The organism is Dellaglioa sp. CoH-56-MRSF-10 (genome assembly GCF_056782175.1).
This window is the reverse complement of record NZ_JBXAYF010000003.1, coordinates 228,760-243,798: the sequence shown is the minus strand read 5'-3', so window position 1 is coordinate 243,798 and position 15,039 is coordinate 228,760. Positions and strand designations below refer to the sequence as shown.

The 15,039-nt window shown below is 34.9% G+C and carries 17 protein-coding genes; 16 read left to right on the top strand and 1 reads right to left on the bottom strand.

Features of this window, described 5'->3' with window-relative positions; genetic code table 11:
* Nucleotides 1–69 precede the first annotated feature (69 nt).
* Both AC1RP4_RS04835 and AC1RP4_RS04830 read left to right on the top strand, forming a co-directional pair.
* Entirely contained in the window at nucleotides 70–987 is a 918-nt protein-coding gene (locus AC1RP4_RS04835) for an amidohydrolase family protein (protein WP_481761598.1), read from the top strand.
* Nucleotides 988–1,659: a putative quinol monooxygenase gene (locus tag AC1RP4_RS04830; protein ID WP_481761597.1), complete on the top strand. Its 672-nt coding sequence runs from the start codon at nucleotides 988–990 to the stop codon at nucleotides 1,657–1,659. It abuts the gene before it with no gap.
* 119 nt (nucleotides 1,660–1,778) lie between these two features.
* Here the strand turns inward: AC1RP4_RS04830 and AC1RP4_RS04825 are convergent, their stop codons facing one another.
* Entirely contained in the window at nucleotides 1,779–2,144 is a 366-nt protein-coding gene (locus tag AC1RP4_RS04825; RefSeq protein WP_481761596.1) for a DUF805 domain-containing protein, read from the bottom strand.
* A 225-nt stretch (nucleotides 2,145–2,369) separates the two neighbouring features.
* Between AC1RP4_RS04825 and AC1RP4_RS04820 the strand changes: the two genes are divergently transcribed.
* The 14 genes from AC1RP4_RS04820 (at nucleotide 2,370) to recA (ending at nucleotide 14,976) form a co-directional block, all read left to right on the top strand.
* The gene (locus tag AC1RP4_RS04820; protein WP_481761595.1) at nucleotides 2,370–2,585 is read left to right on the top strand and encodes a helix-turn-helix transcriptional regulator; all 216 of its coding nucleotides are present in this window, start codon (nucleotides 2,370–2,372) and stop codon (nucleotides 2,583–2,585) included.
* Between the two features lies 1 nt (nucleotide 2,586).
* Nucleotides 2,587–3,024: a hypothetical protein gene (locus AC1RP4_RS04815; protein WP_481761594.1), complete on the top strand. Its 438-nt coding sequence runs from the start codon at nucleotides 2,587–2,589 to the stop codon at nucleotides 3,022–3,024.
* A 34-nt stretch (nucleotides 3,025–3,058) separates the two neighbouring features.
* Nucleotides 3,059–3,763: a hypothetical protein gene (locus AC1RP4_RS04810; RefSeq protein ID WP_481761593.1), complete on the top strand. Its 705-nt coding sequence runs from the start codon at nucleotides 3,059–3,061 to the stop codon at nucleotides 3,761–3,763.
* Nucleotides 3,764–3,824: 61 nt separating this feature from the next.
* Nucleotides 3,825–5,576, top strand: coding sequence for a DNA helicase RecQ (gene recQ / locus AC1RP4_RS04805; RefSeq protein ID WP_481761592.1), 1,752 nt, complete (start codon nucleotides 3,825–3,827; stop codon nucleotides 5,574–5,576).
* Between the two features lie 20 nt (nucleotides 5,577–5,596).
* The gene (locus AC1RP4_RS04800; protein WP_481761591.1) at nucleotides 5,597–6,058 is read left to right on the top strand and encodes an ASCH domain-containing protein; all 462 of its coding nucleotides are present in this window, start codon (nucleotides 5,597–5,599) and stop codon (nucleotides 6,056–6,058) included.
* A gap of 4 nt (nucleotides 6,059–6,062) precedes the next feature.
* A complete protein-coding gene (locus AC1RP4_RS04795; protein ID WP_481761590.1) occupies nucleotides 6,063–6,443 on the top strand; it encodes a VOC family protein in 381 nt (126 codons plus the stop codon).
* A 135-nt stretch (nucleotides 6,444–6,578) separates the two neighbouring features.
* The gene (locus AC1RP4_RS04790; protein WP_481761589.1) at nucleotides 6,579–7,523 is read left to right on the top strand and encodes a Gfo/Idh/MocA family protein; all 945 of its coding nucleotides are present in this window, start codon (nucleotides 6,579–6,581) and stop codon (nucleotides 7,521–7,523) included.
* A gap of 212 nt (nucleotides 7,524–7,735) precedes the next feature.
* Complete coding sequence (locus AC1RP4_RS04785; protein WP_481761588.1) at nucleotides 7,736–9,196, top strand: glycoside hydrolase family 1 protein; 1,461 nt, start codon at nucleotides 7,736–7,738, stop codon at nucleotides 9,194–9,196.
* 11 nt (nucleotides 9,197–9,207) lie between these two features.
* Nucleotides 9,208–9,879, top strand: a complete 672-nt coding sequence (locus AC1RP4_RS04780; RefSeq protein WP_481761587.1) for an N-acetylmannosamine-6-phosphate 2-epimerase — start codon at nucleotides 9,208–9,210, stop codon at nucleotides 9,877–9,879.
* A gap of 201 nt (nucleotides 9,880–10,080) precedes the next feature.
* The gene (locus AC1RP4_RS04775; protein ID WP_409022058.1) at nucleotides 10,081–10,662 is read left to right on the top strand and encodes a sugar O-acetyltransferase; all 582 of its coding nucleotides are present in this window, start codon (nucleotides 10,081–10,083) and stop codon (nucleotides 10,660–10,662) included.
* Between the two features lie 221 nt (nucleotides 10,663–10,883).
* Nucleotides 10,884–12,461 (top strand): BCCT family transporter, encoded by a 1,578-nt coding sequence (locus AC1RP4_RS04770; protein WP_481761586.1) that lies wholly within the window; start codon nucleotides 10,884–10,886, stop codon nucleotides 12,459–12,461.
* Nucleotides 12,462–12,700: 239 nt separating this feature from the next.
* Nucleotides 12,701–13,006 (top strand): rhodanese-like domain-containing protein, encoded by a 306-nt coding sequence (locus AC1RP4_RS04765; protein ID WP_481761585.1) that lies wholly within the window; start codon nucleotides 12,701–12,703, stop codon nucleotides 13,004–13,006.
* A 168-nt stretch (nucleotides 13,007–13,174) separates the two neighbouring features.
* On the top strand, nucleotides 13,175–13,600 hold the full coding sequence (locus AC1RP4_RS04760; protein ID WP_409022061.1) for a MarR family winged helix-turn-helix transcriptional regulator: 426 nt from the start codon (nucleotides 13,175–13,177) through the stop codon (nucleotides 13,598–13,600).
* Between the two features lie 215 nt (nucleotides 13,601–13,815).
* Nucleotides 13,816–14,976: a recombinase RecA gene (gene recA / locus AC1RP4_RS04755; protein ID WP_481761584.1), complete on the top strand. Its 1,161-nt coding sequence runs from the start codon at nucleotides 13,816–13,818 to the stop codon at nucleotides 14,974–14,976.
* Nucleotides 14,977–15,039 lie beyond the last annotated feature (63 nt).

The window sequence follows — 15,039 nt, the reverse complement described above, 5'->3', positions numbered from 1 at the left end:
TTTTTGCCTAGTATTAGATAATCAGCTAAATTAAAGAAACCTAAATTAGGTTGTAGGAGGGAAAAGTTAATGACAAGTATTGATGTTTTTGCACACGTTTTACCACCACATTTTTATAACGAGATGTTAGCTATTCAGCCGAACTTGCCAGAAAAAATGCCATTTATTAAACATCCCATATTGATTGATATTGAACAAAGACGCCTATTACGGAACAGAAATGTCCAACAAGTTATCTCAGCAGTCAACGTGAATCCTGAGGACTACGTAGGGCCAGAACAAGCAGCGGCATTATGCTGGCAAGCTAATAACGAAATAATTGAAATGGTTCAACAAAATGCAGACTTGTTTAAAGCGGGTATTGCAATGATACCTCTAAATAACATCGATGAAGCAACACGTATTATAAAAGAACAAGTGCTAAAAAATTCAGAATTAGTTGGCATTCAGTTATTTACGCGTGCCCTTGGAAAAAGTATTGCTGCAAAGGAATACCGGGTTATTTTTGAAATGGCTGCACAATTAAATATCCCAATTCTGTTACACCCAATTTTTGATGATCGTAAACCAGACAATAATATTATTTTTAGTTGGGAATATGAACTAGCGCAAGCAATGTTGCAATTAGTACAGTCAGGAATTTTTAATGACTATCCTACACTTAAAGTAATTGTTCATCATGCTGGGGCAATGGTGCCTTATTTTGCTGAACGAATTAACCATATTCTATCACCAGAACAGGCAGCTGATTTTAAACGTTTCTATGTAGATACTGCATTATTGGGCAATCCTAAAGCATTAGGGTTAGCAATTGATTATTATGGTGTTAGCCACGTACTGTTTGGAACTGATGCACCGTTAGGGATTGCGCCAGCTGGAGCAACGGATGCCATAATTGAAGCTTTAGATCAGTTGAATCTTTCGAAAGATGATCGAGCCCTGATTAATTATGGAAATTATAATCGTTTGATGGGATTGGGTGAATAAATGATAGAACTTAAGAATGCCCCATTATTAAGACTATTCAAACTTAAAATTAAGCTATCTGATCGTGAAAGATTTGAAAAAGCAGGGATGATTAATTTAACGACCTCAATTCAGCAAGAAAAAGGAACTTTGGCGATGTACAGTGTACATTTGGATGAGGCGGGTACTGAAAATATTGTGATTGAATCTTATCAAGACGAAGATCAATATCAAAAACATGCAAATTCGGCTCAATTTAAAATGTTTAGTAATATCGCATCTCAGGCAGTAATTGAAAAATCGATGATTAATTTATCCCCAGAATTACTGTTAGAAAAAACAACAGCCTTGCATGAATTGAAGCCTGACAGAGCTATACTCAAAGTAACAAGTATTGAAATAGAGCCGAATAGGGTTAAAGAATTTAGAGAAGTTTCATTGAATACTATGAAACAATCATTTGAAAATGAAGCAGGACTCTTAGTGACATACATTGCTTCTGTAGATGGAGATTTAAATCAATGGATTTTCGTTGAAATTTACCGGAGTGACGAGGATTACCAAGCTCATTTACAAACAATGAATTTTAAAAAATATGTAACAGAGACGAAAAAAATGGTGCTTAATAAACGAATAGAGACACCTGTAGCAGATGTTTTAGTTAATCAGGGTGGATTATTTTTTGAAAAATGAAGATAGAGCGGTAATCAAGTTAGTCGATTACAGTGCTATCTTTTTAATTTTCCGTAAACAAAAGAGGTGCTGATAAATTTTATCAGCACCTCTTATTAATAATCGAGTATCAATATAATTTAACCCCAGCGATTTGATTTTCTGGGTAAAACCATTAAAATAAAGAACCAAATACTACCGACTAATGGAACGAATTGGATTAAAATCCACCAACCAGAACGATCAGTATCATGTAAACGACGAACTGAAACAGCAAAGTTTGCAATCCAGACGATAAACATAACAATATTTCGACTTGTCATAAAAGTAAGTTCACTAAAATTATAAATCGAATCGATAGGATGGCCAACGAGTGACGTATAAAAATAAATAATAATTGCTCCTAGAATACTATTAATAATCGTAGGCCACCAATAGTCTGATCTATTCGATGTGTCAGAAAAATTAAAAATATTTTCCCAGAAATTTTTGTATGATTGAACCATATGCTTAATCCTCCTTTTTAAAACGTTTTATTTAGTTAAAAGACATCGTTAGATTATTAAATTAGTTAATCTGACGATGTTTATTTAATTATAGTATAAATAAATAGAAATTTATATTGATATGCTTGGTGCCAGAAATAATCAGCTAGTTGACTTAAGAAAATAATTATTATATTATGAAGTTAACTTCACATGAAGTATATTTCATATTGAAAGGTGTTCATTATGCAAAATAAAGTTAAAGAATACAGAACTAAGCTTGAATTAACACAGGAACAGTTAGCTGAGAAAGTTCAAGTTTCTAGTCGAACAATTATCTCACTTGAAAAAGGTAAATATAAGCCATCTATAATGTTGGCCTATCGTTTGAGTTTATTGTTTGATTGTCAGATTGAAGCGTTATTTCAGCTAAAGGAAAATTTAGAGATGGAGGAGAATTAAAATGAAAATCTATAGTTATCGACATTTTTTTGTAGGTTTATTTTTTATGTTTGTGGGGATTGCCTCAATTTGGATAATGAACTTAGATTTTAAAGATGCTTTTGATTGGTCAAAATTGATTAGATCATTTATTAATGTTGTCTTATCATTTGGAATTGCGGCCTATCAATTTTATATAACTTTTTCTAAAAAAGGACTGAAAGAAGAACAGCTGGAGAATGTGGATGAACGAAATAAGTTAATTGATCAGTCTGTGAACGCAATGATTGGAAAAATTATGAATAGCATGATTTTAATTCTAGCGTTTGGGTTTATCATTTTGTGGGCATTTCTAAAAGTAAGTACGTTATTATGGATTGGTGCACTACTTTTCTTTTTGTATACGAATATAATAATCATTTCAATAATATTAGCGATATACTACGAGAAAAAGCTTTAATAATAGAGGCGTAACAGGTTAGGAGATTTTTGGCATGAAGAAAAATATGTTAATATCAATCGGTTTTTTGATGGTAGTTTTTTTAGGTATCTTAGGATTTAAAACATTAATTCAAGTTAAAGATACACAACCGGCTAGTTGGGCAGAAATCAGTCGAATTCAACCGACAGAAAATATAAAATTAACCCAAAAATACAAAATTAACGCAGGAACAAATGGCTTACCAGTCCAAGCAAAAATAGTCGTCGGTGGTGATGCTATATTACCGCATAAAAATTATGCTACACCCGCTGATTGGACCATTAAAAAAGGGTCCAAAGATGCATCAAATATGAAAGTTGTATTTAATCTTAAAAATTCGAAAGTACGTGGCACTAAGGTACAATTAAATACGTCAGATGCGTATTCTGGAGGACCAATGCCTGCCACGGTTCCAATTGAGATTGGACAAATTCAAGGCAAATTACAAGAAGAATATGGTCATTTTAAGGAAACGGCAACTATTGAAATTGGAGATAACACTTGGTATCTAAGCGTTATCCTTGAACCTAAAGTTAATTCAATTCACTATCTTTATTATCGAATTGAAGACACAAGTAGTGTTAGTGATTCGACAATTGTCGTTGATTATATGACTAAACTTAGGGCAGCTCAACAAAATCCCGCGGGACTAATGAATGATTTGGGTGATGTTGAAGCGGTCATTAAAACACTTTCTAAAACATCTGTGGCGTCTTAACCTATGCTATAATTTAAAGACATAGAATTATCTGAGAAAATGAGCAAAGAGAAAGGATTATATGAATCCACAATCAGTTTTAAAAGAAAAATTTGGGTACGACAATTTTCGCCAAGGTCAAAAAGAAGTTATTGATCGTATTCTAACGGGTGAAGATGTTTTAGCTATTATGCCTACAGGCGGCGGAAAATCGCTATGTTACCAAATTCCAGCACTTATATTAGATGGACTAACGTTAGTGATATCTCCTTTAATTTCTTTAATGAAGGATCAAGTTGATGCTTTAAATGAAAATGGCATTCCAGCAACCTTTATCAATAGTACGCTAGATTACACGGAGGTTCGTGAACGCTTTAATCAAGCTGCTCGTGGTGAAGTTAAGTTACTTTATGTGTCACCAGAACGATTAGATTCTGATGGTTTTATGGCAGATTTAGCGGAATTAAGAATTGATCTTGTCGCTATTGATGAAGCGCACTGTATCTCACAATGGGGGCACGATTTCCGTCCTAGTTATTTACGCTTAACGGAAACGATTCAACGTTTGAATTCGAATCCGACGATTATTGCATTAACAGCGACAGCGACAACTCAAGTAGCTGCGGATATTATGCAACGATTATCGATTATACATGAAGTTAAAACTGGGTTTTCACGTGAAAATTTAGCCTTCCAAGTCGTTAAAGATCAAAATAGTGATCGTTTCTTACTCGAGTATTTAAAGGGACAGAAACAACAATCTGGTATTATTTATGCAAGTACGCGTAAAGAAGTCGAACGGTTAACGAAATTAATAAAAAAAGCTAAGATTAAAGTGGCGATGTATCACGGCGGGTTGCAAGAAGATGAACGTCGTCAGAATCAGGAAGACTTCTTGTACGATCGTGTTCAGGTAATGATTGCGACGAATGCATTTGGGATGGGAATTGATAAAAGTAATGTTCGATTTGTAATCCATGATCAGATACCTGGTAGTTTAGAAGCTTATTATCAAGAAGCCGGACGTGCTGGACGAGATGGCTTGCCAAGTGAAGCAATTTTACTTTTTAATTTAAAAGATGTTCAGATTCAACATTTTTTCATTGACCAATCTGAAATGGATGATGTTAATAAAAAACATGAGTATTTAAAATTACAAGAAATGACGCAATACGCAAACACGCAACAGTGTTTACAACAGACAATTGTGAATTATTTTGGCGATGAAGCACCAGAATGTGGCCGTTGCGGCAATTGCTTGGATACACGAGATGCACAAGATATTTCGATTGATGCCCAAAAGGTTTTATCATGTGTAAAACGGATGGGTGAACATTTTGGTAAAGGGTTAGTCGCACAAGTTTTAACAGGTTCAAAAGTCCAAAAGGTGATGCAGTTTAGATTTGATGAATTACCTACGTATGGACTGATGAAAGATCAATCGCAGAAGGAAGTTTCTGGATTGATTGATTATTTAGTTGCGTCAGGTTTTTTACAGGCTTCAAGCGGCCAATATCCGGTTCTGCAACTTGCTGCAGAAGGAGTTGGCGTCTTAAAAGGTGAAACTAAAGTTACACGTAAAATGGCTGTAAAAGTTAAACAAGCATTACCTGAAGATAATGAACTATTTGAAGAATTAAGACAATTACGTCGCGAATTAGCAGAGGAACAAGGTGTACCGCCATTTGTTATCTTCTCTGATAAAACGTTATATTCAATGTGTGAGGTTATGCCGGAAACGTTAACTGATATGTTGGATGTTAAAGGTGTTGGTGAAAGTAAATTGGAAAAATATGGTGAGTTGTTCTTAGATATATTAAACGCAGAAGATTAAATTCTTGAAGGAGAGTTCATATGACAATTTATGAGTATTGGCAAGCATTTAAAAAGGCAAATAAAATTGAACATGATAATTATGATGCATGGTCATTTGGCGTCACTAAGAAAGAAACGTTAGAATTAGGTAAATTAGTTTTAGATGGTCTTAAAACAGGGACATCGTCAGCTTATAATTTATATTTTGATGAAGAACCTTTACCAAAAGTTGGCGATTACAATGTCATTGTTGATTATAAAGATAATCCAATGGCGATTACGAAAACAATAAAAGTTTATGTGACACCATTTAACGAAGTTACAGAAGAGCATGCTTTTCTTGAAGGCGAAGGCGATAGAAATTTAGCTTATTGGCGAAGTGTTCATCAATCTTTTTTTGAAGAAGAATTAGAAAGTGTTAATAAGACATTTGATGAGACAATGCCAGTGGTTTGTGAGGAATTTGAATTAGTTTTTCCGATTGAAACAACGGAGGTTTAAGCAAATGAAAATCGAACACGTTGGTTTATGGGTAGAAAATCTTGAAGCAATGCGTGATTTTTATGTGACTAATTTTAAGGCAACTTTTGGTGTGCGTTATGACAATGGGACTAAAGGATTTTCGTCATACTTTTTGAGCTTTCCAGATGGTCAAGCAAGATTAGAAATTATGACGAGAACGGATATTACAGATCGCTATCCTGATGGATTTGGTTATGCACATTTAGCCTTTTCTGTTGAGAATCATGTGACCGTTGATCAAATGGTGATTGATTTTAAAAAATCTGGAATAGAAGTTGTTAGTGGCCCTCGGACAACAGGGGATGGCTATTATGAAGCAGTCATTTTGGACCCTGAAGGAAACAAAATTGAACTTGTAGGTTAAAAAATAAGATTGAATCACGAGAAGGTCACCCCGGAAATGGGGTGACCTTTTTGAGTTTGAAATTTAATTTGGTGCATACTGTATGAGTCGGCTATAATTAATGAAAACGGTTAAATAGAAATGGAGATAAGAACAATGAATTTTGGAATTATTGGTTACGGTAATATTGCAAAGCGATTTTATGAAAGTATTCGATATACAAAAAATGGACAAGTTACAGCAATTGGATCAAAGTCATTATTTAATGACGATGTGTTTAAAGCGAATAATCCAGATATAACCATTTATGATTCATATCAAGCTCTTTTAGGCGATGATTCGATTGATGGCGTTTATATCGCATTGCCACATATGTTGCATAAAGAGTGGTCACTAAAGGCGTTGAAGCTAAATATTCCGGTATTTTGTGAAAAACCGGCTGTACTAACAACGACAGATATGAAAGAAATTGAATTAGCTTCAAGTGAAAATCAAACCTTATTTGTTGAAGCGTTTAAAACAAAATTTAACATCGGTATGGATCATTTAAAACAAGATTTAGCTTCAATCGGACCCATCCAAACCATGTCAGCTAACTTTTGTTCTAATGCCATTCCATCTCAAAAAGCAACTTCATATTTACTTCAAAAAGGACAGGGTGGTGCTTTGAACGATATCGGTACTTATCCAATTGGTTTTGTGTTAGAAATTTTAGGTTCAGATATTTCGCATATTGAATCAAAATTAGACATGCATAATGGGATTGATGAAAAATTTTCAGCAACGATACATTTTGAAAAAGGCGCTCAGGCACTCATTGAAGGCGCAATAAATGAAGCTAAACCGCGAGTTGCGATTATTGTTGGGCAACAAGGTCGTATCGTTATTCCAATGTATAATCGAATTGAAAAATATACGATTGAATTAAATGATGGACAAAAAATTAATCGGGACTATAGTATCGTTGGAGATGATATGACGCTTGAAATTCAAGCTTTTATTAATCTAGTTGAAATTGGTGCAAAGACTTGTGAGCGACATAGCCTACAGGATACGTTTAATATTATTCAGGTTATTGAAAAAATAAGGCAAGGTGAGTAAGCCTTTAAACTAACTTTGACAGCGCTTACTATATTTGATATACTTAATTTGTCAAATAAGGGCTGTAACTGATTCGATCAGGCATTACCTATTGATAACTATTTGTTTAGTTATCAATAGGTAATTTTTTTGAAAAAAACTAGTAAAACCTCTATTTGAAATAGTTCACAGATACATAAGTTAAACAAAAAACTTTGAAGGAGTGTATTAATATGTATAAAACAGATTATCCAAAAGGGTTTAAAAAAGGTTTCTTATGGGGTGGCGCAACAGCTGCAAACCAAGTTGAAGGTGGCTGGGATTTAGATGGCAAAGGGATGACTACTGCTGAAGTTATTCGTAAATCTGAAAAAAGAACAGAAATGAATCTTGGTTCTGTCACAATGAAAGTCATTGAAGAAGCGATGGACGATAAAACCACTGACCATTATCCAAAACGTCGTGGGATTGATTTCTATCATAATTATAAAGAAGATATTAAATTATTTGCAGAAATGGGTTTTAAAACATACCGGATGTCTATGGCATGGGCACGAATTTTTCCAAATGGTAATGAAACGGAACCCAATGAAGCTGGGTTAGCATTTTATGACCGCGTTTTTGATGAGTTAGCTAAGTATGATATTGAACCTGTTGTCACATTATCGCATTATGAAATGCCACTTGATTTGACAGTTAAACAAAATGGGTGGGTAAGCCGTGACACAATTGCTAGTTTTACACATTACACGGACGTTGTACTTAACCGTTTTAAAGATAAGGTTAAATATTGGTTAACGTTTAACGAAATTAATGTTAGCTCATTTGGTTTCATGGAAACGGGTGCTGTTGACAGTGAATTAACACAGAGAGAACAATTACAAATTCGGTATCAAGCTGTTCATCACCAATTTATCGCAAGTGCTTTGGTAGTTGAACAAGCACGGAAAATTAATCCTGATTTTGTGGTAGGTTGTATGCTTGCTAGAATGCAAACTTATCCATCAACGCCTAATCCAGCAGATGTTCGTGCCGCTCAAGAAAATGATAATTTAAACTTGTTCTTCACCGATGTTCAAGTCCGCGGCGAATACCCTGAATACATGAACCGCTATTTCAAAGAAAATGATGTTCATATTGTGATGGAGCCAGGGGATGAAGCTATTCTTAAAATGGGCAAAGTTGCGTTCCTTAGTTTTAGTTATTATATGTCAACGGTCACTTCAGCTGGCAAAACGGGTGATACATCGTTAGGAAATATGATTAATGGTGAAAAAAATCCTTACTTAGAAACAAGTGACTGGGGTTGGCAAATTGATCCCATTGGATTAAGAATCACATTGAATGCAATGTGGGATCGTTACCGTGTGCCACTATTTATTGTTGAAAATGGAATTGGGGCCCTAGATAAGTTAGGCGATGATGGCAAAGTTCATGATGACTATCGCATTAAGTATCTTGAAGAACATATCATTCAAATGAAAGAAGCTGTTATGGATGGTGTTGATTTAATGGGGTACACAATGTGGGGCTGCATTGATTTAATTAGCGCATCAACTTCAGAAATGAGTAAACGTTATGGGTTCATTTATGTTGATCAAGATGACGATGGAAATGGCTCATTGAAACGTTACAAGAAAGATAGTTTTGATTGGTATAAACAAGTTATTGAGACAAATGCTAGTGATATATAAAGGGAGATAATATGATGAATTTAGATGAAATAAAGAATGGGTTAGTTGTTTCTTGTCAGGCACTAGAAGGTGAACCATTATTTAGTTCATTTATCATGGGGAGAATGGCCCTTGCAGCTGAGATGGGTGGTGCTGTGGGGATACGAGCAAATTCAGTTTCTGATATTGTAGAAATTAAAAAACAAGTAAAATTACCGTTGATTGGCATAATCAAACGAGATTATGCAGATTCAGAAGTCTATATTACAGCAACGATGAAAGAAGTAGATGAATTACTGGAAACTGACGCTGAGATTATTGCATTAGATGCAACGGTTAGACAACGGCCTCATAATGAAAAGGTAACTGATTTAGTCAATAAAATTCATGAAGGAAATAGATTAGCCATGGCAGATATTTCTAATTATGAAGAAGGCGTTATGGCTGAAAAAAATGGATTTGATATGGTTTCTACAACGATGTCAGGATATACAGAATATACGGACGAAAGGGATAGCCCAGATTTTGATTTACTAGAAAAGTTAATTAAAAATCTTAAAATCCCTGTTATTATGGAGGGTCATACAACGACTCCAGAAGAAGTTAAGAGAGCATTTGATATTGGCGCATTTTCGGCAGTTGTCGGTGGCGTTATTACAAGACCTAAACAAATAACACAACTATTTGTTGATAAAATAAGTTAAATAAATCTTCTAATGATTGATGAACAGCGAATATGCTGTGAATTGTTATTAGAAGATTTTTCTGTAATAATAGGGTTAAAATTTACTCTAATTAAAATTAATCCAATTCAATTAATGTTAATAAAATAGCTTTATTTTACTGTGTTTATAGAAAATAAATTTCTATTTAACAAATCATGACATAAGTGGTATTCTTATAACATGATAAAAACTGAGAGAGAAAAGATGTCAGATGGTGAACCGTATGAGCAGTTGGATCCTGAACTAGTTGAACGACGAGAACTGATTCGGAGAAAACTGCGGACAATTAACCAGCTTGACGATAATAAGCAACAAAATACAAATATTAAAGCATTATTGGCTGATTCCGGTGAAGACTTTTGGGCCGAAACGGGAATCGAATTTGATTATGGATTTAATATTCATATCGGAAATCACTTTTATGCGAACTACCATTTAACGATGTTGGACACTTGTCCAATCACAATTGGTGATCATTGTTACATTGGACCAGACGTTGGATTTTACACGCCAGTACACCCCTTATCTGCAAAATTACGTGATGCGGATGTTGAAATGGGTAAACCAATTACGGTTGGTGATAGTGTCTGGATGGGTGGACACGTCACGATTTTACCAGGAGTTACGATTGGTAATCGAGTCGTTGTCGGCGCTGGATCTGTGGTCACAAAATCGTTTGGTGATGATCTCGTAATTGCGGGTAACCCGGCACGAATTATTCGTTATCTAGATGATAACGGTGACGTGAGTCCAGGTAAGTGATTCGATAGAATATTATAATTTACGTTATGAGTATTTGTATAAGATAGCAAAGCTAACAAGCACGCTGTGCAGATATCCCTAGTGGAGAAACTGTATCAGTGTGCTTTTTTTGTGCAATTAAAAGCAGAATTATCGGAGTGAGTACGGCGATGAATTAAAGATCGTGCTCTAAAATTTAGGAGGAAATTTTTATTTTAGAAAAACAGAATATCGACAAAAAAATGTTTTTACCGACTGTGGCATTATTTATTTTAGTATCAGTTGGATTATTACTCGGTGGGTCTGGTTTGAAGGCAGAATTAGGTTCAATAATGGATGCTATTACGGCCCACTTGAGTTGGGCTTACCTTGGTATCTATATTCTCAATTTTGTTTTCTTTTTATATATTGCATTAAGCCATTATGGCAAAATTACATTGGGTAATAAAGGCGAAAAGCCGGCATACAGTGATTTTAAATGGGGTAGTATGGTATTTGCGACGGCCATTGATGCCAGTATTTTAATGCTTAGCATGGTTGATCCACTTCGCTACGTGCAACAACCTTTGTTTGGTGCTAAAGCGATGTCTCCTGCTAATTATCAAAATGCTCACATGTTAGGTCAATTTGATTGGGGTCCAATGGCGTGGATGATGTTTGCATCTTCAGCTGTAATTATTTCATACGTTATGTACGTTAAAAAAGCGAAAGTTATGTGTGTTAGTGATGTGATTCCTATGTTAAAAGGGGATCAGCCTTATAAAAAAATCTTACGAAAAATAATTGATTTTCTTGTCGTTTTCGGTATTATGGGCGGTGTTGGTTCATCAGTTGGGATGGAAATACCTGTATTATCAAAAATTATCGCAACATTAACGGGAGTCCAAGATACAATACTTTTAAAATTAGCATTATTTGTTGTCCTGTTCAGCATTTTCACGTTAACCATGTTTAAAGGAATTAAGGGTGGGATTGATCGATTGAGTTCAGCTCATATTTGGACAGCCATTGGCTTTTTGTTAATTGTTCTGTTAGTTGGACCAACGGTTTATATTTTGAAGTCAGAAGGTAACAGTCTTGTACTGATGGTTACTCAGTTTGTAGCAATGAGTACAGGGACAGCTTCAGGATTAGGTCATGCGATTGACCCTGTTAAATCGGAAACTATTTTCTATTGGGGTTGGTGGTTAACTTTCATGCCATTCATGGGCTTATTCATTGCTAGAATTTCGCGTGGACGAACGATTCGTCAGGTGATATTAGGGATGCTTGCGTATGGTGCTTTAGGATGTATGAGTTTCTACGCAATCTTAGGTGGTTATTCACTCTATTTACAACAAAGTGGAGCTGCTGATTTAATTCATACACTGAATGTATATGGTCAAGCTGCAGCAATTGCACAAGTTATTTCAACATTGCCATTTAAATACGTAATGTTAGTTATCTATGCGATTTCATGTTTTATCTTCTTAGCAACGACGATTTCATCATCTGCATTTATCGTGTCGTCGTTTACTAGTACAAAACTCAAACCGACAGAGCAACCAAGTTTGTTTAACCGCTTGGTTTGGATGGGAATTTTCATGTTATTCTCATTTGGTATCGTCTTCGTTGGTGGTTTTAAAACAATCCAAGCTATCTGTTTATTAGCTGGGTTCCCATTAATTTTTGTGTCACTGTTATTGATTATTTCAACGTGGCAGTACTTAGCCGAAGATCGTTCAACGGAAAGTGCTCATGATTCATTGGTTAAAATTTTTGGAAAATTAAAGAAGAACTTAGTTTCTTATCAACATGTGATACATGATAGTAATAATTAAATATAAAGAGGCCACTCCGTTATTATGGAGTGGCTTTTTAGTACCCATTTTTAGTATTATGTTATAACCTACGCTGTTCCCAATTAAAAAGAGACGTAAGTCTTACCTTAGAGCCTTCTAAATCTATCAATATTAAAATCTAAATATTTGAAAAATATGAAATAAAAACATATGATAATATAGATAATAAATTGATACAGACTAATAAAAACCATAACTAAATAAAAGAGGGTAACTAAATGAACTTTGAAGATGATATTCCAACAATTACGACTACGGAACTTGACCTATTATTAGCACAAAAGCCACAGATTATTGATGTTCGAGAAGATGACGAGTTTGCTGAAGGCCATATTCCTGGGTCAATTAATATTCCGTTAGATGAAGTTGACGATTATGAATTAACAGGTAAAGCATATATTATTTGTCGATCAGGACGTCGTAGTGCACAAGCTGCAGATATCCTATTTGAAAAAGGTTATGATGTTGTTGATGTATATGGCGGAATGCTTAGCTGGCAAGGTTCAACAGTTACAGGTAGTTAAACGTTTTCAGTGATAACATATTTTTATTAAAATCGGGGACGTATTACTTGTGTATACGCCTCTTTTTACATTATAATAAGTCAAATAAACATTTATGTATTAGAAATCAATAATTTTTTGCTTTATTTTGGGTGGGAACTAAGGCGATCTATAACTAGGAGGGTCAAAATGATTGAGTTAAGTGGGACTTTCAACAAATTAAATCAGTTGTTGAGCTTGTATGGGAAACAAGATGGACTAATGAACATTAAACAATTGGGGACAATTGATACTTATTATCTAAATGCGATCGAACAGTTGAACAGTCCAACAATTGGACGCGTTTCAAAATTGTTGAATCAATCAACGCCAAATACGAATTACCATTTGAAAAAATTAATCACATTAGGATTAGTGGAAAAAAAGGCTGATATAACAGATAAACGAGTTGTTCACTTATCTGTTACGGATAAGTATAAAGGTCTAACAACTTTTAATAGTGACTTTTGGAATCAATTGGAAAGTAAATTGGAAACGCAAGTTACAGGGCAGGATCTTGCAACGTTCAGACGCGTTTTAAAAGAGACAATTAGTCAGATTGAATCGATGGAATAAGTTAAATAAATAGAAATTATTTAAGAAAATGGCGTACTTAATTAATGAGCATGCAGTATAATTGAATACATCGATACCTAGTAAGAACGATAATTGCATCGTTCTTTTTATTTTCGGTAAAGATGATTTAACGCTTGCGATATAAATTTTAATGAGGTATGATAAGTAAATGGAAACGAACAGATGTTCTACTATTGAGAGGATGGTTACTAACTATGGCTAACAGAAGTATTGCAACCGGAGACGGCAAAAGAAAAGACGGTAAAGAACGCGAAGCAGCACTAGAAAAAGCGTTATCAGCAATTACAAAAGAATTCGGACAAGGTGCCATCATGAAGATGGGGGACAAAGCTGACACGAAGATTGATGTTACTTCAACTGGGATTTTATCATTGGATTACGCATTGGGAGTTGGTGGTTTTCCTAAAGGCCGTATTGTTGAAATATACGGACCAGAAAGTTCTGGTAAAACAACAATTGCACTTCATGCAACAGCAGAAGTCCAAAAAAATGGTGGTACAGTTGCTTATATCGATGCTGAAAATGCCATGGATCCCGCATATGCAACAGCATTAGGTGTTGATATTGATGGATTACTATTATCACAGCCAGATACTGGTGAACAAGGATTAGAAATTGCAGATGCTTTGGTATCCAGTGGTGCCGTTGATCTTGTCGTTATCGATTCAGTTGCAGCTTTAGTTCCTCGTGCAGAAATTGAAGGCGAAATGGGTGACGCTCATGTTGGGTTACAAGCTCGTATGATGTCACAAGCTCTCCGTAAATTGGCTGGTTCAATCAACAAAACAAGAACAACTGTTATTTTTATTAATCAATTACGTGAAAAAGTTGGTGTCATGTTCGGTAGCCCTGAAACAACACCAGGTGGCCGTGCCTTAAAATTCTACGCAACAATTCGCTTAGATGTTCGTCGCCGTGGACAAATTAAAGATGGTACGGATGTCATTGGTAATGAAACAACTATTAAAGTTGTTAAAAACAAGGTAGCACCACCATTTAAGATTGCTGAATTAAATATGATGTACGGGTCAGGTATCTCAGCTACTGCTGATATCTTAGATCTTGCTGTTGAAAATGGTATTGCTGAAAAAGCTGGGTCATGGTTCTCATACCATGGCGAACGTTTAGGTCAAGGTAAACCAAATGTCGTTAATATTTTGGAACAAAAACCTGATATGTTACATGATATGGACCAAGAAGTTCGTGCAAAATTATTTGCACCCGATGAAGAACCTGCTAAAGAAGTTAAGGAAGAATCAGCAGCACCAAAGAAAACAACTAAAAAAGTTAAAAAAGCTGACGATGCTCCAGTGTTAGATTCAAAAATCGAAACATTAGATTTACCAGAAGCTTAATAAAAAAAATAGTAAAGTGAACCTCCAGTATTGGACCAATCCAATACTGGAGGTTTTTTTATA

Bases quoted from the DNA above. Each gene is read 5' to 3' on its own strand.
- AC1RP4_RS04820 (WP_481761595.1), top strand. From the start codon at position 2,370: ATGCAAAATAAAGTTAAAGAATACAGAACTAAGCTTGAATTAACACAG.
- AC1RP4_RS04785 (WP_481761588.1), top strand. From the start codon at position 7,736: ATGTATAAAACAGATTATCCAAAAGGGTTTAAAAAAGGTTTCTTATGG.
- AC1RP4_RS04825 (WP_481761596.1), bottom strand. From the start codon at position 2,144: ATGGTTCAATCATACAAAAATTTCTGGGAAAATATTTTTAATTTTTCT.
- AC1RP4_RS04810 (WP_481761593.1), top strand. From the start codon at position 3,059: ATGAAGAAAAATATGTTAATATCAATCGGTTTTTTGATGGTAGTTTTT.
- AC1RP4_RS04795 (WP_481761590.1), top strand. From the start codon at position 6,063: ATGAAAATCGAACACGTTGGTTTATGGGTAGAAAATCTTGAAGCAATG.
- AC1RP4_RS04835 (WP_481761598.1), top strand. From the start codon at position 70: ATGACAAGTATTGATGTTTTTGCACACGTTTTACCACCACATTTTTAT.
- AC1RP4_RS04770 (WP_481761586.1), top strand. From the start codon at position 10,884: ATGTTTTTACCGACTGTGGCATTATTTATTTTAGTATCAGTTGGATTA.
- AC1RP4_RS04765 (WP_481761585.1), top strand. From the start codon at position 12,701: ATGAACTTTGAAGATGATATTCCAACAATTACGACTACGGAACTTGAC.
- AC1RP4_RS04775 (WP_409022058.1), top strand. From the start codon at position 10,081: ATGATAAAAACTGAGAGAGAAAAGATGTCAGATGGTGAACCGTATGAG.
- AC1RP4_RS04815 (WP_481761594.1), top strand. From the start codon at position 2,587: ATGAAAATCTATAGTTATCGACATTTTTTTGTAGGTTTATTTTTTATG.
- AC1RP4_RS04830 (WP_481761597.1), top strand. From the start codon at position 988: ATGATAGAACTTAAGAATGCCCCATTATTAAGACTATTCAAACTTAAA.
- recQ (WP_481761592.1), top strand. From the start codon at position 3,825: ATGAATCCACAATCAGTTTTAAAAGAAAAATTTGGGTACGACAATTTT.
- AC1RP4_RS04780 (WP_481761587.1), top strand. From the start codon at position 9,208: ATGATGAATTTAGATGAAATAAAGAATGGGTTAGTTGTTTCTTGTCAG.
- AC1RP4_RS04790 (WP_481761589.1), top strand. From the start codon at position 6,579: ATGAATTTTGGAATTATTGGTTACGGTAATATTGCAAAGCGATTTTAT.
- AC1RP4_RS04800 (WP_481761591.1), top strand. From the start codon at position 5,597: ATGACAATTTATGAGTATTGGCAAGCATTTAAAAAGGCAAATAAAATT.
- AC1RP4_RS04760 (WP_409022061.1), top strand. From the start codon at position 13,175: ATGATTGAGTTAAGTGGGACTTTCAACAAATTAAATCAGTTGTTGAGC.
- recA (WP_481761584.1), top strand. From the start codon at position 13,816: ATGGCTAACAGAAGTATTGCAACCGGAGACGGCAAAAGAAAAGACGGT.